19 protein-coding genes are annotated in these 20,606 nt (G+C 64.6%); 12 read left to right on the forward strand and 7 right to left on the reverse strand.

Annotated elements, in window-relative coordinates:
* Positions 1–15: 15 nt before the first annotated feature.
* Complete coding sequence (locus tag ENE74_RS06390; protein ID WP_127689989.1) at positions 16–1,518, reverse strand: CoA-acylating methylmalonate-semialdehyde dehydrogenase; 1,503 nt, start codon at positions 1,516–1,518, stop codon at positions 16–18.
* Positions 1,519–1,764: 246 nt separating this feature from the next.
* Between ENE74_RS06390 and ENE74_RS06395 the strand changes: the two genes are divergently transcribed.
* The 5 genes from ENE74_RS06395 to ENE74_RS06415 all read left to right on the forward strand — a co-directional run bounded on the left by ENE74_RS06395 (position 1,765) and on the right by ENE74_RS06415 (position 7,024).
* On the forward strand, positions 1,765–2,658 hold the full coding sequence (locus tag ENE74_RS06395) for a LysR family transcriptional regulator (protein ID WP_127689991.1): 894 nt from the start codon (positions 1,765–1,767) through the stop codon (positions 2,656–2,658).
* A gap of 46 nt (positions 2,659–2,704) precedes the next feature.
* Positions 2,705–3,328 carry a class I SAM-dependent methyltransferase gene (locus ENE74_RS06400; RefSeq protein ID WP_127690572.1) on the forward strand — a complete coding sequence of 208 codons (624 nt, stop codon included), beginning with the start codon at positions 2,705–2,707 and terminating at the stop codon, positions 3,326–3,328.
* Positions 3,325–4,500: a BaiN/RdsA family NAD(P)/FAD-dependent oxidoreductase gene (locus ENE74_RS06405; protein WP_127689993.1), complete on the forward strand. Its 1,176-nt coding sequence runs from the start codon at positions 3,325–3,327 to the stop codon at positions 4,498–4,500. Before ENE74_RS06400 ends, ENE74_RS06405 begins: the two co-directional genes overlap by 4 nt.
* Before the next feature lie 170 nt (positions 4,501–4,670).
* Entirely contained in the window at positions 4,671–6,557 is a 1,887-nt protein-coding gene (locus tag ENE74_RS06410) for a DEAD/DEAH box helicase (protein ID WP_127690573.1), read from the forward strand.
* 11 nt (positions 6,558–6,568) lie between these two features.
* Positions 6,569–7,024, forward strand: coding sequence for a YaiI/YqxD family protein (locus ENE74_RS06415; protein WP_127689995.1), 456 nt, complete (start codon positions 6,569–6,571; stop codon positions 7,022–7,024).
* A 99-nt stretch (positions 7,025–7,123) separates the two neighbouring features.
* Here the strand turns inward: ENE74_RS06415 and ENE74_RS06420 are convergent, their stop codons facing one another.
* Positions 7,124–8,272, reverse strand: a complete 1,149-nt coding sequence (locus ENE74_RS06420) for an alpha/beta hydrolase (RefSeq protein WP_164847389.1) — start codon at positions 8,270–8,272, stop codon at positions 7,124–7,126.
* A gap of 146 nt (positions 8,273–8,418) precedes the next feature.
* Between ENE74_RS06420 and ENE74_RS06425 the strand changes: the two genes are divergently transcribed.
* Positions 8,419–9,366 (forward strand): ABC transporter ATP-binding protein, encoded by a 948-nt coding sequence (locus ENE74_RS06425; RefSeq protein WP_127689999.1) that lies wholly within the window; start codon positions 8,419–8,421, stop codon positions 9,364–9,366.
* Positions 9,363–10,133 (forward strand): ABC transporter permease, encoded by a 771-nt coding sequence (locus ENE74_RS06430; RefSeq protein ID WP_127690001.1) that lies wholly within the window; start codon positions 9,363–9,365, stop codon positions 10,131–10,133. Before ENE74_RS06425 ends, ENE74_RS06430 begins: the two co-directional genes overlap by 4 nt.
* A 124-nt stretch (positions 10,134–10,257) precedes the next feature.
* Here ENE74_RS06430 and glpX read toward each other — a convergent pair whose 3' ends face one another.
* The 3 genes from glpX to ENE74_RS06445 all read right to left on the reverse strand — a co-directional run bounded on the left by glpX (position 10,258) and on the right by ENE74_RS06445 (position 13,504).
* Positions 10,258–11,229: a class II fructose-bisphosphatase gene (gene glpX, locus ENE74_RS06435; protein ID WP_127690003.1), complete on the reverse strand. Its 972-nt coding sequence runs from the start codon at positions 11,227–11,229 to the stop codon at positions 10,258–10,260.
* A gap of 86 nt (positions 11,230–11,315) precedes the next feature.
* Positions 11,316–12,659, reverse strand: a complete 1,344-nt coding sequence (locus ENE74_RS06440; protein WP_127690005.1) for a homoserine dehydrogenase — start codon at positions 12,657–12,659, stop codon at positions 11,316–11,318.
* Positions 12,660–12,775: 116 nt separating this feature from the next.
* Positions 12,776–13,504, reverse strand: a complete 729-nt coding sequence (locus tag ENE74_RS06445) for a hypothetical protein (protein ID WP_127690007.1) — start codon at positions 13,502–13,504, stop codon at positions 12,776–12,778.
* A gap of 419 nt (positions 13,505–13,923) precedes the next feature.
* Between ENE74_RS06445 and ENE74_RS06450 the strand changes: the two genes are divergently transcribed.
* From ENE74_RS06450 to ENE74_RS06470, 5 genes are all read left to right on the forward strand, one after another.
* Positions 13,924–14,580 (forward strand): energy transducer TonB, encoded by a 657-nt coding sequence (locus tag ENE74_RS06450; protein WP_127690009.1) that lies wholly within the window; start codon positions 13,924–13,926, stop codon positions 14,578–14,580.
* 109 nt (positions 14,581–14,689) lie between these two features.
* On the forward strand, positions 14,690–15,457 hold the full coding sequence (locus ENE74_RS06455) for a MotA/TolQ/ExbB proton channel family protein (RefSeq protein ID WP_420902577.1): 768 nt from the start codon (positions 14,690–14,692) through the stop codon (positions 15,455–15,457).
* A 101-nt stretch (positions 15,458–15,558) separates the two neighbouring features.
* Complete coding sequence (locus ENE74_RS06460; RefSeq protein WP_127690013.1) at positions 15,559–16,047, forward strand: ExbD/TolR family protein; 489 nt, start codon at positions 15,559–15,561, stop codon at positions 16,045–16,047.
* A gap of 112 nt (positions 16,048–16,159) precedes the next feature.
* Positions 16,160–16,582, forward strand: a complete 423-nt coding sequence (locus ENE74_RS06465) for an ExbD/TolR family protein (RefSeq protein ID WP_127690015.1) — start codon at positions 16,160–16,162, stop codon at positions 16,580–16,582.
* 166 nt (positions 16,583–16,748) lie between these two features.
* Complete coding sequence (locus tag ENE74_RS06470; RefSeq protein WP_127690017.1) at positions 16,749–17,090, forward strand: PilZ domain-containing protein; 342 nt, start codon at positions 16,749–16,751, stop codon at positions 17,088–17,090.
* A gap of 36 nt (positions 17,091–17,126) precedes the next feature.
* On the opposite strand, the gene fahA is transcribed toward ENE74_RS06470, so the two are convergent.
* Both fahA and ENE74_RS06480 read right to left on the reverse strand, forming a co-directional pair.
* Positions 17,127–18,440: a fumarylacetoacetase gene (gene fahA / locus ENE74_RS06475; RefSeq protein ID WP_127690019.1), complete on the reverse strand. Its 1,314-nt coding sequence runs from the start codon at positions 18,438–18,440 to the stop codon at positions 17,127–17,129.
* A 134-nt stretch (positions 18,441–18,574) separates the two neighbouring features.
* Complete coding sequence (locus tag ENE74_RS06480) at positions 18,575–20,578, reverse strand: glycoside hydrolase family 97 protein (protein WP_241241862.1); 2,004 nt, start codon at positions 20,576–20,578, stop codon at positions 18,575–18,577.
* Positions 20,579–20,606 lie beyond the last annotated feature (28 nt).

Below are 20,606 nucleotides of genomic sequence, written 5' to 3' on the forward strand. Positions count from 1 at the left end.
ATGACGATGAAACACTCAACCCATTGTCGGGATGACGAACGCATTGCTACCATCGGCGCTGCCGTCGGGCCAGCGTTGGGTGATGGTCTTGACCTTGGTCCAGAACTTCACGCCTTCCATGCCATGCTGGTTGGTGTCGCCGAAGGCCGAGCGTTTCCAGCCGCCGAAGGTGTGATAGGCGACCGGCACCGGGATCGGCACGTTGATGCCGACCATGCCGACATCGACGCGCGCGGCAAACTCCCGCGCAGCATGGCCGTTGCGCGTGAAGATGGCGACGCCATTGCCATATTGATGCTGGCTGGGCAGGGCGAGCGCCTCCTCGAAACTCTCGGCGCGCACGATCTGGAGCACGGGGCCGAAGATTTCCTCCTTATAGGCTTCCATCGTCGGCTTGACGTGATCGAACAAAGTCGGGCCGACGAAGAAGCCGTTCTCATGGCCCTGCAAGGTGAAGCCGCGCCCGTCTATCACCAGCTCCGCGCCTTCGTCGACGCCGGTCTGGATCCAGTTTTCGATCTTCTGCTTGTGCGCGGCGGTCACGACCGGGCCGTAATGCGCTTCACTGTCAGTCGAGATGCCGACGCGCAACGCGTTGATCGCGGGGATCAGCTTTTCACGCAGCGCGATCGCGGTCTTCTCGCCCACCGGCGTTACCACCGGCAATGCCATGCAGCGTTCGCCCGCCGAACCAAAGGCCGCGCCGGAGAGGTCGTTCACCACCTGGTCGAGATCGGCGTCGGGCAGGACGATGCCGTGGTTCTTGGCCCCGCCCATCGCCTGCACGCGCTTGCCCGCATCGACGCCGCGCTTGTACACATAATGGGCGATGTCGGAGGAGCCGACGAAGCTGACGGCCTTGATATCGGGATGGTCGAGGATCGCATCGACCATTTCCTTGTCGCCCTGCAACACTTGCAGGATGCCGTCCGGCAGGCCCGCTTCGCTGAACAGTTCCGCCAGCCGCACGGGTACCGAAGGATCGCGTTCGGAAGGCTTCAGGATGAAGGCGTTGCCGGTGGCGATGGCGACGCCGGACATCCAGAGCGGGATCATGCCGGGGAAGTTGAACGGCGTGATGCCCGCGCCGATACCGAGCGGCTGGCGGAAGGAATAGACGTCAATACCGGGCCCCGCGCCCTGCGTATATTCGCCTTTCAGCACATGCGGAATGCCGCAGCAGAACTCGATCACTTCCAGGCCGCGCTGAATGTCGCCCTTGGCGTCCGCGATCACCTTGCCATGTTCGGACGACAGCAGATGCGCCAGCTCGTCCATGTTCTTCTCGACCAGCGCCTTGAAATTGAACATCACGCGGGCGCGGCGTTGCGGATTGGTGGCGGCCCAGCCGGGCTGCGCCTGTTTCGCCACGGCGACCGCGGCATCGAGCACCGCGCGGTCGCCGAGCACCACGCGCGCCTGCACACCGCCGTTGTTGGGATCGAAAACGTCGCTGAAACGGCCCGTTGCGTCAGGCAGCACGACCGATGTGGCCAGCTTGTGCGTGATCTCGCGCATATCGCGTCATCCTCTCGATTCGGAAACTTTATGGCGGGCCTTTTGTATCATTGCGATATTGCATGCAATGGGGCAGATATGCAGTACGATGCTGCAATTTTGCAGTTTCTATAGCCCCTATATCCGTTCGCCCTGAGCGAAGTCGAAGGGCTTCGCTGAGCCGTAGGCGAAGCATCCTTCACTCCGTTCAGGATAGCCCTTCGACAAGCTCAGGGCGAACGGATGGGCGATCAAAGGATCATAATCATGTTCGATTGGGATGACCTGCGCATCTTTCTCGCCGTCGCGCGCGCGCGCAAGATGGCGCCCGCCGCGCGCGCGCTGGGCATCGACGCGACCACGATCGGTCGTCGGCTTTCGCGTCTGGCAGAGGCGCTGGGCGCGGATCTGTTCGAAATCGCGGGTGGCGAGCGCAGCCTGACCGAACGGGGGCAGGCGCTGTTCCGCCATGCCGAAGCGGTCGAAAGCGCAGCGCTGGCGGCCATGGAGGATGTGACGGGGCAGCAGCGCAGCCTCTCCGGCCAAGTGCGGCTTTCGGTCGCCGAGGGCTTCGGCACGTGGATACTCGCGCCCGGTCTCGCCGCCTTCCATGCGCAGCATCCCGGCATCCGGCTCGATCTCATCACCGCGTCGGGCTTTCTCAATCCGTCGAAGCGGGAGGCGGATATGGCCGTCATGCTGGCGCGACCGCAGCGCGGCCATCTCTCGGTGCGCCGACTGGGCGACTATCGGCTGCATCTTTATGCCTCCGCCGACTATCTGGCGCGCTCGGGCACGCCACAGGATCGCGCGGCGTTGCGCCGCCATGTTCTGGTCGGCTATGTGCCGGAGTTCATCTTCTCCCCGGAGCTGGATTATCTGGGGGAAGTGGAACCGGGTCTGGAAGCCGGACTGCGCTCGACCAGCATCAACGTGCAGCACCGGATCGTTGCCGAAGGGGCGGGCATCGGCGTCCTGCCGGACTTTATCGGTAGCCGTGACGAGCGGCTTATCCCCTTGATGCAGAACGATATCGAAATCATCCGCAGCTTCTGGCTGGTCACGCACCAGGACTTGCGCCGTCTTGCGCGGATCGATGCGGTGGCGCAATGGCTTCAGTCGCGCGTCGCGACGCTTGGCGTTCCGCCTTCGTCACGGTAAGAGGGCGCATAACCGGGGTCGCCGACGGAGCGTTCGCATCTTGCCAATCCATCCCAAGTTCAAGCGTCCGCGCGCCGTCGCGCTCGAGGACGGGCGTACGCCCGCGACCGAATATCTCGATTTTCTGGCGGCGTGGGTGAAGAAGCCACGGCAGACGGCCTCCGTCGTGCCGAGCAGCCGTTATCTCGCGCGGCTGATGGTGCGCGATATCGATCCGGCCGACGGGCGCGTGATCGAGCTGGGCGGTGGCACCGGCGTTTTCACGCGCGCCATCCTCGCCACTGGCCTGTCGCCCGAAAAGCTGGAAGTGGTGGAAATCAACCCCGGCTTCGCGCGCAGCCTGCGACGGCATTTTCCGGCAGTTTCCATCCTCGAAGTGCCCGCGCAAAGCGTGTCCGGTCATGCCGCGGGCGAACGGGGCAGCTATCAATGCGTGGTGAGCGGCCTGCCGCTGCTCGCGATGGACAAGGGGCTGCACCGGGCGATCCTGGCCGAGGCGTTCGTGATGCTGCGGCCGGGCGGCAGCTTTGTCCAGTTCACTTACTCGCTGCGGCCGCCGGTGTCGCAATCGGTGCTCGATGCGCTTGACCTGGATGTGACGCGCGTGGGCCAGACGGTCCGCAACTTCCCCCCCGCCACGGTATTCCGCTTCACCCGTCGCGGCGAATGAGCGAACACTATGACGCGATCGTGCTTGGCGCGGGTGGCGCCGGGCTGATGTGCGCGGCTGTGGCGGGACAGCGGGGCAGGCGGGTGCTGGTGATCGACCATGCCGATGCGCCGGGAAAGAAGATCCTGATATCCGGCGGCGGACGCTGCAATTTCACCAATGTCCACACCGCGGCGGATCGCTATCTGTCGGCCAATCCGCATTTCGCAAAGTCCGCCCTGAGCCGCTACACGCCCGCCGATTTCATCGCGCTGGTGCAGCGGCACGGCATTGCCTTTCACGAAAAAACGCTGGGGCAACTGTTCTGCGACGGGTCCGCGCGGCAGATCGTGGCGATGCTGCTGGCGGAATGTGCGAAGGGCAGGGTGGACATCGCGCTGGGCGAGGCGATCATCGCGGTCGATCATGCCGATGCGCGCTATCGCGTGAAGTTCGGCAGGCGGACGGCCAGCGCGCCCGCGCTGGTGATCGCGACGGGCGGACCGTCGATCCCGAAAATGGGCGCGACCGGCTTCGCCTATGATCTGGCCCGGCAGTTCGGGATGAAGGTGGTGGAGCCGCGCCCCGCGCTGGTGCCCTTCACTTTGGGCGGAGAGGATGTGCTGTTCCGCGATCTGTCGGGCGTGTCCGCAGAAGTCGTCGCGCGCTGCGGCAAGGCGGCGTTCCGGGAGGCGGCGCTGTTCACGCACAAGGGGCTGTCCGGCCCGGCGATCCTGCAAGTCTCCTCCTACTGGCGGCATGGGCAGCCGATCGGCATCGATTTTCTGCCCGCGCACGAAAGCGGCTGGCTGCTGGCGGCGAAGCGGGAAAGGCCGCGTGCTACCCTAAGGTCGGTCCTGTCGGCGTTGCTGCCCGACCGGCTGGCGGAAACGCTGTCCGACCGTCTCGCCCTGACCGGCGATCTTGCCAGTCAGACGGACAAGGCGCTGGCCGCCGCTGGACAGCGGCTCTCCGCCTGGACCTTCCATCCCAACGGCACCGAAGGCTTTGCCAAGGCGGAAGTGACGCTGGGCGGCATCAGCACGGCGGACCTTTCCTCGCAGACGATGGAATCGCGGCGAAATCCGGGGCTTTTCGCGATCGGCGAGGCCGTTGACGTGACTGGTTGGCTGGGGGGCTATAATTTTCAGTGGGCATGGGCTAGTGGGGTCGCCGCCGGGCAGGCTCTTTAGCGCACGCTGCCCCGGAGTGATTTAAGGCCGGAAAAGCGATTTCCGTTCAGACCTGATCGTCTGACACCATGGAAATTGCTGAAAAACATAAGAAAATTGGGGAACCGGCCGTTCCGTATCACGATGACCAATATGCCGTTGCGGCGTGCCAAAAGCGATTCGAGTTGAAAATGCCCTTCAGTACCCTGCCCCGTCTCCTTGCCGAGGCGCTTGCCGCCCGTGGCTATGCCGCGCCCACGCCCGTCCAGGCCGCCGTTCTCGAACCCGAAGCAATCGGCCGCGATCTTGTCGTCTCCGCGCAGACCGGATCGGGCAAGACCGTTGCCTTCGGCCTGGCCATGGCGGGCGAACTTCTGAACGCCGAAGGCTTTGCGATGCCCACGCAAAAGCCGCTCGCGCTCATCATCGCGCCGACCCGCGAACTCGCCCTTCAGGTCAGCCGCGAACTCATCTGGCTCTACGGCCCGACCGGTGCGCGTATCGCCACCTGCGTTGGCGGCATGGATGCCTCGAAGGAAAGGCGCAATCTTCACCAGGGCGCGCAGATCGTCGTCGGCACGCCGGGCCGCCTGCGCGATCATCTGGAACGTGGCGCGCTCGACCTCGCCGAGTTGCGCGCCGCGGTGCTCGACGAAGCCGATGAAATGCTCGACATGGGGTTCCGCGAGGATCTGGAGCAGATCCTCGACGCGACACCCGAAGGCCGCCGCACCCTGCTGTTCTCCGCCACCATGCCCAAGCCGATCGTGGCGCTCGCCAAGCGCTATCAGCGCGACGCCCTGCGCATCTCGACCGTGGGCGAGGATCGCGGCCATGGCGACATCAGCTATCAGGCCGTGACGGTCGCGCCCGCCGATATCGAGAATGCCTGCGTCAACTTGCTGCGCCTGCATGAGGCGGAGACGGCGATGCTGTTCTGTGCCACCCGCGACAATGTGCGGCATCTCCACGCCGGGCTGACCGAGCGTGGCTTCGCCGTGGTCGCCTTGTCGGGTGAGCATAGCCAGAACGAACGCAACGCCGCGCTGCAAGCCCTGCGCGATCGTCGCGCCCGCGTCTGCGTCGCCACCGACGTCGCGGCGCGCGGCATCGATCTGCCTACGCTCAGCCTTGTCATCCATGTCGAGTTGCCGCGCGACGCCGAAACGCTCCAGCACCGTTCGGGCCGCACCGGGCGCGCGGGCAAGAAGGGCACGGCGATCCTGCTGGTCCCCTATCCGCGCCGCAAGCGCGTCGAATCGATGCTGCGCGGTGCGAAGATCAATGCCGAGTGGATCGGCGCGCCGACGCCCGAGGACATTCGCCGCAACGATCGCGAACGCCTGATCGCCGCCTTGCTCGAACCCGTCGAAGTCGACGAGGAAGATCGCGCGCTCGCGCAGCGCCTGCTGGCCGAACGCAGCGCGGAGGACATCGCCGCCGCGCTCGTCCGCGCGCATCGCGCCAAGATGCCTGCGCCGGAGGAACTGATCGATGCCAGCAGCGGCCCTGCCCAACGCGGCGAACAGCGACAGGAAGGCCCGCGTCGCGGGTTCGAGGATACGGTCTGGTTCCGCATGAATATCGGTCGCAAGGACAATGCCGATCCGCGCTGGCTGTTGCCGCTCATCTGCCGCCGCGGTCATGTGACGCGCAGCGAGATCGGCGCGATCCGCCTTGCCGCCAGCGAAACCTTGTTCGAGATACCGCGCCCCGTCGCTGCCCGCTTCATCGCGGCGGTCAAGCGCACCGTGTCGGACGATCCCGATTGCGAAGGCGCGGTCATGATCGAGGAAGTGCAGGGCACGCCGCGCATGGAAGCCAAGCACAACCGGCGCAACGACGGTCCGCCGCCGCGCCGCTATGACGCGCAGCCGACCGAGCGGAAGCAGCTTGGCGCAAGGCCTTCGGGTGGCGGATTTGGCGGCGGCGCCGGTCGCGGCGGTCCGGGTGGCGGCAAGCCGTTCGGTGGCGGCGGTCGTCCCTCCGGTCCCGGCGGCGCACGTCCGCCGTTCAAGGGCAAGCCCGGCGGTGGCAAGCCCTTCGCCGGCAAGCCGCGCACGGGACGTCCGGGCTAAGCCACAGCCGCATGCCTCACATCCTTGTCGATGCCGATGCCTGTCCGGTGAAGGACGAGATATACCGCGTCGCCTTTCGCCATGACGTGCCGGTCACCATTGTGAGCAACAGCCCGATCCGCATCCCGGCGCATGCGCTGGTGGACCGGGTCGTGGTAAGCGACGGCTTCGACGCGGCCGACGACTGGATCGCGGAGCGGGCGGGGGCCGATGCGGTCGTCATCACGGCCGATATCCTGCTGGCCGATCGATGCCTGAAGGCGGGCGCGAGCGTCATCGGCAACAATGGCAAGCCGTTCACGCATGCCAGCATCGGCGGCGCGATCGCCACCCGCGCGATCATGGCGGACCTGCGCGCGGACGGCAGCGCGATCGGCGGCCCGCCCCCTTTCAGCAAGGCGGACCGATCGCGCTTCCTCCAAACCCTCGATGAGGCGCTGGTGCGGATGAAGCGCGGTCGGTCGTAGTCATGGTTGCTTGGCGAAAACCGGGGTCCAGGGTCGCACACAAATGCACTTGCTGCTCTGGACCCCGGTTTTCGCCGGGGAACGGCCCATCAGGGGATGTTACCCCGACGTCGTTACCTTCGCCTTCTTTCCCTTGGTCCTGGCGCAGCCTTCGGTCGGGCACAGCCGCCATATGCCGTCCCCCACCGGATCATCGTCGATCCCGCTGACGGCGGGCAGACGTCCGGGCAGGGGGCCGCTTTTGCCTTGCAGCGCCTGTTTCAGATCTTCGGCCGCCTGCGGACTGTCGAGGAAATCGTTATGCCCGAGGTCGCTCTTGCTCACCCAGCTGGTGTCGACCACGTCGAGTACGGGGGATGGCTTGGGGTAGCAGCGGGCGAACTTGTCCTTGCCGAAGCAGAAAGGGCTGCCAAGGCGCGGGTAATGATGGATGCGGCGCGATATCCCGATCGCGCTGTCCTTGGCGGACAGATAGACGGTATAGTGCCGTTCCCCGCTGACGACACCGGCGCGGCCGGGAATGCCCTGGATGATCTGCGAAAAGCGGTCGCGGTCCACGTCCGGCGAGGCCAATATCACGGTCCTGACCTTCGCGAGGCCCGCCGCATCGAGCACTTCCATCGCATCGATGACGCTCCGGCTGCCCATGCTGTGCCCGACCAGCACGATTTCGTTGACCGCCGGGTCGCGGGCCAGTCGCCGGATCATCACGTTCAGATAGGCCTGCGTCCAGTCGACATTGGTTTCGTCCCACGGATATTTGAGGACGGCGTCCTGCGACGGCCAGGCAAAAAGGATGGCCGGGCCGCGGAACTCTCCTGCCGCGCGCATCATGCGCAGGCGCACGGCCGGCGAGGCGAAATTGTTGTTGTATCCGTGCACGAACAGCAGCACCCGCCCCTGACCGCGCGCCAGTTGCGCCGCCAGTGTCGTCCACCAGTCCTCTTCGTTCGCCAGATTGGGCGTCACGGGGTCGCCCGGCTTCACGGCGGCATCGGCCTCGTACCAGCCCAGCCGCATCACATCGCTGCGTTCGACCGACATGGTGAAGCTGCCCGCGCGGCAATCGGGCAGGCGCGTGGTCGCAAACAGCAGCGGGCCGCCGCCATCATCGGTCGTCGGCATCGGGATCGGGCTTGCCCGGCAATCCCGCACCCACTGCGCGGGATCGGGCGGTGGCAGCGACGCCGCACAGCCTGACAGGACCAGCAGGAGCAGCGGGACAAGACACTGGGAAAGGCGCTTCATGACACAATCATCCGCATCGCTATCGTCCACCGGGCTGTTGTCGCTTTCTGTGCGTCTGGCAAGCCATTGCGTCCGGGCGCAGGGCTTGCAAACGGCACCCGGCCCCTTACGTTCGCAACCAGCACAGAGGGGGCATTCGCCACGGCATGGCATCCATCATTTCCATCAGCGGCCTGACGAAACGCTATGCGTCGGGGCATGTCGCGCTGCACGGCGTCGATCTGGAGATCGAGGAAGGCGAGATTTTCGCGCTGCTTGGCCCGAACGGCGCGGGCAAGACCACGCTGATTTCGATCATCTGCGGCAACGTCACCGGCACGGAGGGCAGCGTCACTGTGGCCGGGCACGATATCGTGCGCGATTATCGCGGATCGCGCCGTGCCATCGGGCTGGTCCCGCAGGAACTGCACACCGACGCGTTCGAAAAGGTGATGTCCACCGTCCGGTTCAGCCGCGGGCTGTTCGGCAAGCCGCGCGACGATGCGTTGATCGAGAAAATCCTGCGCGACCTGTCCCTGTGGGACAAGCGTGACGCGAAGATCATGGAACTGTCCGGCGGCATGAAGCGGCGGGTGATGATCGCGAAGGCGCTTTCGCACGAACCACGGGTGCTGTTTCTGGACGAGCCGACGGCCGGTGTCGATGTCGAGCTGCGCCGTGACATGTGGGCGCTGGTGCGGCAATTGCGCGAAACCGGCGTCACCATCATCCTGACGACCCATTATATCGAGGAAGCCGAGGAAATGGCCGATCGCGTCGGCGTCATCAGCGGCGGCAAGCTGATCCTGGTCGAGGAAAAAACGGCGCTGATGCGCAAGCTGGGCAAGAAGACGCTGACCGTGATGCTGGCCGATCCGCTGCCAGCCGTACCAGCCGAGCTGGCGCAATGGGATGTCACGATCAAGGGGGACGGGCACGAGCTGGAATATGTGTTCGACACGCAGGCCGAGCGGACCGGCGTATCCTCGCTGTTGCGGCAACTGGGGGACCTGGGCATCGCCTACAAGGATCTGAACACGCGGCAGAGCAGCCTGGAGGATATTTTCGTCGGCCTCGTCCATCGCGATGCCGACGCGGCGGAGGCGGTGGCATGATCCATTTCAGCCTTAATGCCGTGAGCGCCATCTACACGTTCGAACTGGCGCGGTTCGGCCGGACGATCCTGACCAGCCTGGCGACGCCGGTCATCACCACGTCGCTGTACTTCATCGTCTTCGGCTCCGCGATCGGCAGCCAGATGAAGGAAATCGACGGCATCCCCTATGGCGCGTTCATCGTGCCGGGGCTCATCATGCTGTCGATGTTCACCGAAAGCATTTTCAACGCCAGCTTCGGCATCTACATGCCCAAGTTCACCGGCACGATCTACGAGCTGCTCTCCGCGCCGGTCTCCGCGCTGGAGACCGTGGTCGCTTATGTCGGCGCAGCGGCGACCAAATCGATGATTCTGGGTCTCATCATCTTTGCAACAGCGCATCTGTTCGTCGCCCTGCCGGTCGCGCATCCGGTGGCGATGATCGGCTTCATGATGCTGATCGCGATCACCTTCTGCCTGTTCGGCTTCATCCTGGGGGTCTGGGCGCAAAGTTTCGAGCAGTTGCAGGTCATCCCGCTGCTGGTCGTGACACCGATGACGTTCCTGGGCGGCGCTTTCTATTCGATCGCGATGCTGCCCGAACCTTGGCGCACGATCACGCTGTTCAATCCGGTCGTTTATCTCATCAGCGGATTTCGCTGGACCTTCTTCGGAAAGGGCGACGTGGCGATCGAATGGTCGCTGGGCTTTATCGCCGCGATGCTGGTGATCTGCATCGCGATCATCGGCTGGATGTTCAGCACGGGATACCGGCTGAAGAAGTGACGTCCTTCGTCACGGGAATAGCGTGGCTATAATCTGTTCTCCTGCGAAAGCAGGAGTCTAGGGTTCTGGATGCAATCGGAGCGACTCTGGGCTCCTGCTTTCGCAGGAGAACCCCTCTTGTTACTTACCCCGCCCGATGTTCGCCCTTCACCCAGCGCACCGTGCCGGAGCTGGCACGCATCACCACGCTGTCGGTCGTCATCTTGCCGCCCGGCAGACGCTTCACGCCCGCCAGCAGCGATCCGTCCGTCACCCCGGTCGCGGCGAAGATGCAGTCGCCGATCGCCAGTTCCTTGAGGTCATAGACCTTGTCGAGATCGGTGATGCCCCATTTGCGCGCGCGGCCACGCTCGTCGTCGTTGCGGAACAGCAGGCGTCCCTTGAACTGCCCGCCGACGCAGCGCAGCGCCGCGCAGGCCAGCACGCCTTCGGGCGCGCCGCCGGACCCCATATACATGTCGATCGTGGTTTCGGGGTTGGTCGTTGCGATCACGCCCGCCACGTCGCCATCGGGGATCAGCATGATGCCGCAGCCGATGGCGCGCAGCTCCCCGATCAGCTTTTCGTGTCGCGGGCGGTCCAGCACGCACACGATGATGTCGGCGGGGGCCACGCCCTTGTGCGCGGCGACTGCCTCGACATTCTCTTTCACCGACTTGTTCATGTCGATGATGCCATCGGGATAGCCCGGTCCCACCGCCAGCTTTTCCATATAGACGTCCGGCGCGTTGAGCAGCCCGCCTTCCTCGGAAATGGCGAGCACGGCGAGCGCATTCGGCCCGGCCTTGGCCGTGATCGTGGTGCCTTCCAGCGGATCGAGCGCGATGTCGATCTTCGGACCCTTGCCGATGGCGTTGCCCACCTTCTCGCCGATGTAGAGCATCGGCGCTTCGTCCCGCTCGCCTTCGCCGATCACGACGGTGCCGTCCATGTAGAGGTCGTTGAAGGCGATTCGCATGGCTTCGACGGCGGCAGCGTCGGCGGCTTTCTCGTCCCCGCGCCCGATCAGCTTGGATGCGGCGATGGCCGCGGCTTCGGTGACGCGCACCATTTCCAGAACCAGCACGCGATCCAGAACCGAACTCGCCTTCACCATGATCGAACATCCTTTGTTGCTGCACGTGCCGATGCCGATAGGCTCTGGGCGTATGCTTGTCGAGAAGCGGATTGCCCGTCCTGACCTCAATCGAGGATATGCATCACCATCGGCTGGTCGAGCAGGCTGTCCGATCCGGCGAGCCGCGCCAGCGTGTCGGCGATGCAGCGTTCCGCCCCTGCATGCGTCACGATGGCGACCAGCACGCCCCTCTGGTCCGGGCTGTCGTCCGCCGTCGCCGTGCCGCGCTGGATCATGCTTTCGATCGACACGCCCGCGTCGCGCGTTGCGGCGGCGATTTCCGCCAGTACGCCGGGCCGGTCGGCGACACGGAAGCGCAGATAGCTGCGGCCCGTGCGCGCGCCCGTATCGGCTTTCGGCGCAGCGATCAGGGATGCGACGGGCATGGCGAAGGCGTCGCCATATTCGTCGCGCGCCACGTCGATCAGGTCGGCGACCACGGCGGATGCGGTCGGTCCGTCGCCCGCGCCCGCGCCCTGAAAGAACAGACGGCCGACGAAATTGCCTTCCGCCACCACGGCATTCAGCGATCCGTCGACATGGGCCAGCGGATGGTTGAGCGGCACCAGCATCGGATGAACCCGCTGGAAAAGGCCGTCCGGTCCGTTTTCGGCCATGCCGACCAGGCGGATGCGATAGCCCAGCGCCGCCGCCTCGGCGATATCGGCGGCGATCACATGGCGGATGCCGGTGATGTCCACATGGTCGAAGGCAAGCTGCGTACCGAAAGACAGGCTGGCCAGGATCGACAGCTTGTGCGCCGCGTCCACTCCGTCGATGTCGAAACTCGGGTCCGCTTCGGCATAGCCCAGCGCCTGTGCGTCCTTCAGCACATCGGCAAAGTCGCGCGGCTGCCCGGCGTCCTTCGCCTTTTCCATGGTGGTGAGGATGTAGTTGCAGGTGCCGTTCAGAATGCCATAGACGCGGCTGATCTCGTTCGCCGCCGCGCCTTCGCGCAGGCCCTTGATAACCGGGATGCCGCCCGCCACCGCCGCTTCATATTTCAACGCGACACCCGCGCGCTCCGCCGCCGCCGCGAGGCTGAGGCCGTGATGCGCGATCATCGCCTTGTTTGCGGTGACGAACGGCTTGCCAGCGGCCAGGCACTGGCGGGCCAGGGTGAGGGCCGGGCCGTCCGATCCGCCGATCAGCTCCACGACGGCATCGACATCGCTGCGCGTGACGAGGCGCGTCATGTCGTCCACCCATTCATAGGATGAGAGGTCTATGCCGCGATCCTTGGCCCGGTCCCGTGCGGAGATGGCCACGACCTCGATCGGCCGGCCCGACCGGCGGGCCAAGAGAGCGGCGTTGGTTTCCAGCAAGCGGATGACGCCACCGCCCACGGTGCCAAGGCCCACGATCGCAACCCGCAATGGCTTGGGCGCATGGGCCTGCTGTTCCGTCATACTCTGTCCCGTCCCCGCATTCCGTTCGACTGGCGGCGCTGATAGACGCGGGCCTGCCGATTTCCAAGGGCTATCGCCCCGATCCGCCAGCGCCCGATCCGCCAGCGCCCAATCCGTCAGCGCCCGGGGCGGGTGCGGCCGCAGGGACCCAGGCCGTCGATCACGACGCGATAGTCGGCGCGCGCCGCCTCCGCGTCGGCAACCGCCAGCGTGCGGACCGACGCCGCGGGCAGCGCAGGCGGCAGGAAGCAGGCAAGCCGATACCATAGCAGGCTGTCCCGTTTTGGCGCAGCGGCCGCCTCATCCACGATCTCGCCTAGCGCAACCGCCCATTGCGGTGCCTGGCCGGGCCGCCGCACGATGGAAAGCGACACCGGCTCACCGCTGTCCGTTTTCAGGAAAATCTGCGTTTCGCCCTCGCCCTGCACGGTGCCTGCGACATGAAATGCCTCGCCAAGGCCGGTGATGACGGGCGGCGTGCGCGCGCCGAGCAATTCGCCGGTGATCGCCCGCACCATCGATTCGCGCGGTTGAGTCCAGCCGATCTGCGCATCGGGCGCGATCAGCTGTATCTCGCCGGGCCGCCCGCCCGGCTGCGCAAAGAGCAGGACCGGCTGCTTCTTCAGCTTCGGCAGCTTGCCGCGCGAATCCAGCTGGATGTCGTAGAGATAGGAAAGATTCGGTGCCACGCCGCCCTCGCCGCGAATCAAGGCGACGGTACGGACCGTGATATAGGCGCGCCGGAAGCCCGCCGGAACGGTTCCCGCTTGGGCTGGCTTGAGCGGAATGACCTGTGTGATCTCACCCTTTAAAATGAGAGGTGCGCGCACCGCGAGGTCCGCCATGTCGGCATAGCCCGGCCCTTCGCGGGGCGCGCTCCCGACAGCTTGGGCGTTAACCGTCTGAGCCGTAGCGGCATGCAGCAAAAACTGCGGAAATGCTGCATTTGCGGCCAAAACAAGGCAGGCGGCGAGTGGGGCTGTAGACCGTTTCATGGTGGATTGTTTCCGCCTCTTCGTTCGACCTGCTGGAAGCCGTGGCGCTTGTGCCACAGGCAAGTCATTTTATCGTTTCCGGCCTGAGCGCGAACAGGCCCTCGATAAAGCGTTTGCGTCACGCGTTTGCTCGCGATAGGAGTTAGCGCGATAGCAAACAAGCGGACTGGGACCAAAAAGATGGACGGGTACTCCCGCTCACCTGCTGGTCTATGTTGGCCATAGGTCGTCAATTTTCAAGAAGCCGAGTTAAGGAGTGTCATTGCTGAATGGCTTATGCTGACCACTCAGAGGGTTCGAGTCGGACGGTTTCGATCGTCATCGTTGCCCTGATCCATGCTGTTCTCGGTTATGCTTTCGTGTCCGGTCTTGGCATGCAATATGTCAAAAAGGCGGCGGAGCAGCTTAACGTCGTGGACGTTAAGGAAGAACCGCCACCACCCGACGAAGAGCCGCCGCCGCCGCCGCCAGATCAGCCGATCGAGCCGCCGCCGGTCGTAGCACCGCCGCCGATCGTCCAGACGCCGGCCCCGGCGCCGCCGATCCAGACCGTGCGTACGCCACCGCCGGTGTTCAACCCGGTACCGGTCGCCGCACCGCCGCCCCCGCCCCCGCCCGCGCCACCGCGCGCAGCGGAAAAGGCGAAGCCGCGCGGCCAGCCGGGCAGCTGGGTGACGGACGCCGACTATCCCAGCCGGGCGCAGCGTGAAGAACGTTCCGGCACGACCGGCTTCCGCCTCGAAATCGGCCCAGATGGCCGCGTGACCAACTGCACGGTCACGTCGTCGAGCGGTCACCCGGACCTGGATGCCGAAACCTGCCGACTGCTGCCGCGCCGCGCACGTTTCACGCCGGCGAAGGGCACGGACGGTCAGCCGATGGCGGACTCGTTCAGCAGCCGCATCGTGTGGCGTCTGCCGCAATGATGGCAACGCTTTGAAGCTGATGTTTTAACTTACCGGGGCGATCCCGCCGCTCAGCGCAGGATCGTCCCAATTTACCGAACCCATTGAGAGGGAAGTCACGATCATGTTGATGTCTATCGCAGCCGCCGCAGCCGCCGCTCCCAAACCGGCAAACCCCTATGGCCTTATGGAAGCCCTTGAGCAGGGCGGTGTCATCGCCTGGTCGGTGTTCATCATTCTGGTGGGCATGTCCATCGGCACCTTCTTCATCCTGTTCACCAAGCTGATCGAACAGCAGAAGGTCATCAATCAGTACAAGAAGGTGCGCACCACCTTCTGGCGCTCGAACAGCCTCAAGGAAGGCGCCGCCAAGCTGGAAAAGAACACCGCCTACAAGCAGCTTGTCGACGACGGCATCGCCGCGCAGGAACAGCACAGCAAGCTGACCGATCCGGTCGAGGCGCATGACTGGCTGCACGGTTCGCTGGCCCGTTCGGAAAATGCCATCAACTGGAAGCTGGGCGGCGGTCTCGCCTTCCTCGCTACCGTCGGTTCGACCTCGCCGTTCGTCGGTCTGTTCGGGACGGTTATCGGTATCTACCGCGCGCTGATCAAGATCGGCGCATCGGGTCAGGCATCGATCGACGCCGTCGCCGGTCCGGTCGGTGAAGCGCTCATCATGACCGCGCTCGGTCTGGTCGTCGCGGTTCCCGCCGTGCTTGCGTACAACTTCCTGCAGCGCCGCAACAAGCAGATCGCGGAAGACCTCAGCTCCTTCTCGACCGACCTGCTGGGCTACATGGTGTCCAACGGTGCGGTGAAGCCGGTGGTTTCAGCGACGCCGACGGCCGCCACGCCGACGGCAAAGCCCGCCGTCGCCACGCCGACCAAGGCCTGATCGTTTCGGGCATCCGGGCGCGACCGGCTGCGGCGCGCCCGGACGCTCCGGTTCCCAAAGGGGCCGGAGTCTAGAAGACAGACATGTTAGGATACTGATACATGGCTATGAGCGTTGGACCCGGCGGCGAAGATGCCCCGATTAACACGATCAACACGACGCCGCTCGTGGACGTCATGCTCGTGCTGCTCATCATCTTTCTCATCGCCGTTCCCGTCGTGGTGCAGACCGTTGAGCTGGAATTGCCCAAGGTGGCATTCGAAGTGACGACCACCAAGCCGGAGAATGTCTCGCTCTCGATCAACGCGGGCGACGACGGCAGCTGTCAGGTGTACTGGAACATGACCAAGGTCGATTCCAGCGAGCTTCTGAACCGTGCCGTCGCGAAGCTGGAAGCGGATATCGCGAAGGTGGGCGGCATCGAGAACATGACGCCGGAAGATCTGCCCGAAGTGCATATCCGGGGCGACATCAACACCCCGTATCGCTGCATCGGCGGCACGATCTACACCATGCAGCGCGCGGGCTTTCCGAAGGTCGGCTTCATTTCCGAACCCGATCCCGGCTCGCTCAGCATCCAGCGCCTCTGATCGGGTGCGAGACGCATAGCGGGCGAAGCGGTCGCCGGATATAATTCCCTCCGTCCTGGGCATCGGCATGACTGCCGGAACAGGGCGGAGGACGCAGACAGGAGTTTAGACCATGGCAATGTCAGGTGCCACCGAAGACGGTGAGCCGATGATGGAAATGAACACGACGCCGCTCATCGACGTCATGCTCGTGCTCCTCATCATGTTCATCATCACCATCCCGATCCAGACGCATGCGGTGAAGATCGATCTGCCGCAAAACGCGCCGCCGACCGACAGCGTCGTCGATCCGATCAAGAACAAGGTGGCGATTGACGCGGCCGGCACGATCACGTGGAACGGTTCGCCGATCGATCTGCTGACGCTGCGCCTGTATCTCAAGCAGTCGCTGGCCATGCCGGTCGAACCCGAATTGCAGTTCCAGCCTGACGCGCAGACGCGTTATGTCGTGGTCGATCAGGTGCTTGCGGAAATCAAGCGCGCCAACGTGACCAAGATGGGTTTCGTCGGCAATGAGCAATATGGCAATTTCTGACCGGCCTTAAGCCACGCCACGGGCGTGGTGCATCATCCTGCCAGATCGAAAAGGGGGAGCAGCTGCGGCGGCTCCCCTTTTTTTTATGTGGATGCGCCGGGTTAACGGCTTGTTGAGGGTCGTTGGCTAGGTTCTGGCAATTGGTGACAGGCAGTGCGTAACGACCATGGGTATCCATAAGACTTTTACGACAGAGACCAGTCGCTCGGACCAGCGACACAATGTGCTGATCGGTGTCAAGCTGCGGCGGCCGGGTGAAACCTGGTTCACCAGCCGGGTATCCGATCTCTCGCCCACCGGCTTCCGCATCCAGACCTTCGTAAAGCTCGCGCCCGGCATGGACCTGTGGATCATGCTGCCGGGGTTCGAAGGTCGCCGCGCACAGGTGATGTGGGCGCGCGATCATGAAGCCGGCTGCAATTTCGAGCGCCCGCTGCACCCCGCCATTTTCGATCACATCATCCGCCTGGCGAAGGTGCGCAACAGCACGGCATCGAAACCGCTCTGACCGGCCGCGACGCCGCGATGCGCTGCCGCCGGTGCCTTAGCCTATCGCGGGTATGACCTCGGCCACGCAGGCACCGAATCCGATCGGCACATAGTCCGCCGCCTGCGCGCGCGCCCGCATGATGATGCGATCTCCATCCTCCAGGAAGCTGCGGCGCTCTTCACCCGGCAATCGCACCGGCGCGCTGCCGCCGCGAGTCGCCTCCAGCAGACTGCCAAGGCCGCTGTCGTCGGGGGTGGAGATCGTCCCCGTGCCCAGCAGGTCGCCCGGCATCAGGTTGCAGCCGTTGGAGGCGTGGTGCGTGACGATCTGCGCCGCCGTCCAGTACATGTTGCTGGCCGGTCCCTCGCCCAGAATGAAGGGCGGCACAGCGGCGGCGCGCATCGCGGCGGTCTCGATTGCGACGGACAGTGTTAGGCCCAGCGCTCCGCCGGACTGGTCCGCCGCATCCCACAGATAGGGTAGCGGCGCGGGATCACCCTCAGGCCGGGCAGGCTGCGCTTGCCGAAACGGCGCAAGGGCTTCCGCGGTGATGACCCAGGGGGAAATCGTCGAATGAAAGTTCTTCGCCAGAAAGGGGCCGAGCGGCTGATATTCCCAAGCCTGAAAATCCCGCGCCGACCAGTCGTTGAGCAGGCAGAAGCCCGCAATATGCTGCGCAGCATTTTCGATTCCGATCGGCTCGCCCAGCGCATTGCCGGGGCCGATCCAGATGCCCAGCTCCAGCTCATAATCGAGGCGGACGGAGGGGCCGAATATCGGCGTATCGCCCTCGGGACTCTTGCGCTGCCCGGACGGGCGGCGAACCGGAACACCCGACGGGCGGATCGATGAGGCCCGGCCATGATAGCCGATCGGCACATGCTTGTAATTGGGCAGCAACGGATTGTCCGGTCGGAACAGGCGGCCGACATTGGTGGCGTGGTGAATGCCCACGTAGAAGTCGGTATAATCGCCGATCGCAGCGGGCAGGCGCATCTCCACGGTGGCCGAATCGTGCAGCATCGGCCGCAGCACGTCAGCCTGCGACGGATCGGAGAGGAGCGCACTGAGCGCCTGCCGCAGCGCGCCGCGTTCGGCCGCAGGCAAAGCGAACAGAGCGTTCAGCACAGGCTCCGCCAGCGCCGCCTGAACCGGCTCCGGGACCAGCCGCGCCGCGCTCAGTGCCGCAAGGTCCAGCACGCAGTCGCCGATGGCCGTACCGATGCGGGGACGGTCCGATCCATCCGGCACGAAAACGCCGAGCGGCAAGTTCTGGATCGGAAAGTCCGCATGCCCATTGGCACTCTCGACCCAGCTTTTCCGGGCGGGATCGTGCGTCTCGTCAATGCGCGGAAGGGCAGGGGTCATGGCGACGATGTCTCCGGTGCTGCGGTGGCCGCCCCGCTTATCGTCAAATCGCATTTGGTGTCAAATGTTACTATGTGAAGCGGTCCAATCCGAACCGGTACGCACGGGGAAGCATACCGGTTCGGAAGGCGCCGTCAACGGGCGACGAAGCGGATCGCCTGCCCGCCACCGGGCGCCAGCACCAGCGACAGGCGGTCGCCGCGCCGCACCTGACGCGTCTCGATCACATGATGGTGCCGCGTATCGGTGCGGTAATCGGTATCGTCGGCATCGCGATAGATTTGGGCGGTATAGGTCTTGCCTGCATCCAGGAAGTCCAGCGTCACGTCGATCGTGCGCCCGTTTTCGTCGGTCCCCGCGCCCAGATACCAGTCGGCACTGTTGCGGTCCTTGCGGGCGATCGTGACATAGTCGCCGATCTCGCCGTTCAGCACGCGGCTGTCTGCCCAGTCTGTCGGCACATCCTTGATGAACTGAAACGGCTTCATGACCTTGGCATAATTTTCCGGCAGATCGGCCGCCATCTGGATGGGGCTATAGAGCAGCACATAGAGCGCCAGTTGCCGTGCGACCGTGGATTGCAGCGGCTGGCCGCGCCCCTCCAGGCTCAGCACGCCCGGCGTATAGTCCATCGGTCCCGCCAGCATCCGCGTGAACACCAGATTGATTTCATGTTCGGGCGGATTGGGCGGCGATCCCCAGGCGTTATACTCCATGCCCCGTGCGCCTTCCCGTGCGACCCAGTTGGGATAGGTGCGGCGCAGGCCGGTATCCTTGATCGGCTCGTGCGCGTTGACCGCGATGCGGCGCTTGGCCGCTTCGGTGACAACCTTCAGGTGATGGCGCGCGCTCGCCTGCCCGTCGTGCCATTCGAAACGCACCACACCGTCCGCCCCGCGCACCTTCATGCCGCCCGCATCGGCGACATAGCCGGTCTTGATGCTGTCGATGCCAAGCCGCCGGTCGAGATCGAGCGCCGCCTCAAGCTGGTCCTCATAATGGGCGACATTGGCCGAAGTCTCATGATGGCCGATCAGGTGGACACCCTTTTTGAGGCCATAGGCGCTCAGGCCCTCTATATCGAAATCGGGATAGGGCTGTGTGAAGCTGAAGGTCGATCCGTCGGCGAACCAGTCACCGTCCCATCCCTTGTTCCACCCTTCGACCAGCACGCCACGCATCCCGTTCTTGGCGGCGAAATCGATGTAGCGTTTCGTGTTGGCGGTGGTCGCGCCATGTTTCGCGCCGGATGCCCAGCTTTCGGTATCGAGATGCATGCCCCACCACACGCCGACATATTTATAGGGCTTCACCCAGCTGACATCGCCCAGCACATTGGGATCGTTCAAGTTGAGGATCAGGCTGGAATCGACGAGGCCACCCGCCGTGTCGCTGATCTGGATCGAGCGCCATGGCGTGTGGAAGGCACCGTTGCGGACGACCTTCGCCGGGCCGGAGGAAGGCGAGAGCGTCGCCTTGAACCGCACACCTTCGACATGCTGCAACCACATGGCCGAATAATCCACCAGCGCGGCTTCGTGAAACGAGACATGCGTGCCGCTGTCCAGCTTCATCGTCACCGGCGTATGCGCGCGGCCGATCTCGCTCACCTTGGTGCGATTGTAGAGATATTCGTAGCGGTTCCATTCACCGGCCGGGATCCACCATGCGGTGCCGTTCTCGGCCAGATTGAACTCGGTCAGCTCCTCGGCGATGTTCGCGGTCTTCAGCGCGTCCTGCTGCGGAAAGACATAGCGGAAGCCGAAGCCATCGTCATGGACGCGGAAGACGATGCTGATTTGCCGCCCCAGCGTGGTCTTTTCCTTCAGCGCCACTTTCAGCTCATTGTAGCGGTTGCGGATCGTCTTGCGCTCGCCCCATGGCTGGTCCCATGTTTCGTCAAAGGCGTTGGTCGCCTGGCTGGCAAGGGTGAAGTTGCGTTCCAGCTTGGGCGCGTCGGTCAGCAGGAAACCGAGGCGCGAAGGGGCGATCAGCGGCTTGCCCTTGTGCATCACCGCGTAGCTTGGCCGACCATCATTATCCAGATCGACGCTGACGGTGATGCTGCCATCGGGCGAGGCCGCCGTCGCCACTGTCTCCGCTGCGGCGGGGCTGGCCAGTACGCCTGCAAAGGACATGACTGGAGACAGGGCTAAAGCCCATGAA

This window comes from Sphingobium algorifonticola (assembly GCF_004005485.1).
Lineage (GTDB): Bacteria > Pseudomonadota > Alphaproteobacteria > Sphingomonadales > Sphingomonadaceae > Sphingobium > Sphingobium algorifonticola.

Excerpts from the sequence above, each read along its gene's own strand:
- ENE74_RS06390 (WP_127689989.1), bottom strand. The coding sequence starts at position 1,518 with ATGCGCGAGATCACGCACAAGCTGGCCACATCGGTCGTGCTGCCTGAC.
- ENE74_RS06395 (WP_127689991.1), top strand. The coding sequence starts at position 1,765 with ATGTTCGATTGGGATGACCTGCGCATCTTTCTCGCCGTCGCGCGCGCG.
- ENE74_RS06405 (WP_127689993.1), top strand. The coding sequence starts at position 3,325 with ATGAGCGAACACTATGACGCGATCGTGCTTGGCGCGGGTGGCGCCGGG.
- ENE74_RS06410 (WP_127690573.1), top strand. The coding sequence starts at position 4,671 with ATGCCCTTCAGTACCCTGCCCCGTCTCCTTGCCGAGGCGCTTGCCGCC.
- ENE74_RS06415 (WP_127689995.1), top strand. The coding sequence starts at position 6,569 with ATGCCTCACATCCTTGTCGATGCCGATGCCTGTCCGGTGAAGGACGAG.
- ENE74_RS06420 (WP_164847389.1), bottom strand. The coding sequence starts at position 8,272 with ATGAAGCGCCTTTCCCAGTGTCTTGTCCCGCTGCTCCTGCTGGTCCTG.
- ENE74_RS06425 (WP_127689999.1), top strand. The coding sequence starts at position 8,419 with ATGGCATCCATCATTTCCATCAGCGGCCTGACGAAACGCTATGCGTCG.
- ENE74_RS06430 (WP_127690001.1), top strand. The coding sequence starts at position 9,363 with ATGATCCATTTCAGCCTTAATGCCGTGAGCGCCATCTACACGTTCGAA.
- glpX (WP_127690003.1), bottom strand. The coding sequence starts at position 11,229 with ATGGTGAAGGCGAGTTCGGTTCTGGATCGCGTGCTGGTTCTGGAAATG.
- ENE74_RS06440 (WP_127690005.1), bottom strand. The coding sequence starts at position 12,659 with ATGACGGAACAGCAGGCCCATGCGCCCAAGCCATTGCGGGTTGCGATC.
- ENE74_RS06445 (WP_127690007.1), bottom strand. The coding sequence starts at position 13,504 with ATGGCGGACCTCGCGGTGCGCGCACCTCTCATTTTAAAGGGTGAGATC.
- ENE74_RS06450 (WP_127690009.1), top strand. The coding sequence starts at position 13,924 with ATGGCTTATGCTGACCACTCAGAGGGTTCGAGTCGGACGGTTTCGATC.
- ENE74_RS06455 (WP_420902577.1), top strand. The coding sequence starts at position 14,690 with ATGTCTATCGCAGCCGCCGCAGCCGCCGCTCCCAAACCGGCAAACCCC.
- ENE74_RS06460 (WP_127690013.1), top strand. The coding sequence starts at position 15,559 with ATGGCTATGAGCGTTGGACCCGGCGGCGAAGATGCCCCGATTAACACG.
- ENE74_RS06465 (WP_127690015.1), top strand. The coding sequence starts at position 16,160 with ATGGCAATGTCAGGTGCCACCGAAGACGGTGAGCCGATGATGGAAATG.
- ENE74_RS06470 (WP_127690017.1), top strand. The coding sequence starts at position 16,749 with ATGGGTATCCATAAGACTTTTACGACAGAGACCAGTCGCTCGGACCAG.
- fahA (WP_127690019.1), bottom strand. The coding sequence starts at position 18,440 with ATGACCCCTGCCCTTCCGCGCATTGACGAGACGCACGATCCCGCCCGG.
- ENE74_RS06480 (WP_241241862.1), bottom strand. The coding sequence starts at position 20,578 with ATGTCCTTTGCAGGCGTACTGGCCAGCCCCGCCGCAGCGGAGACAGTG.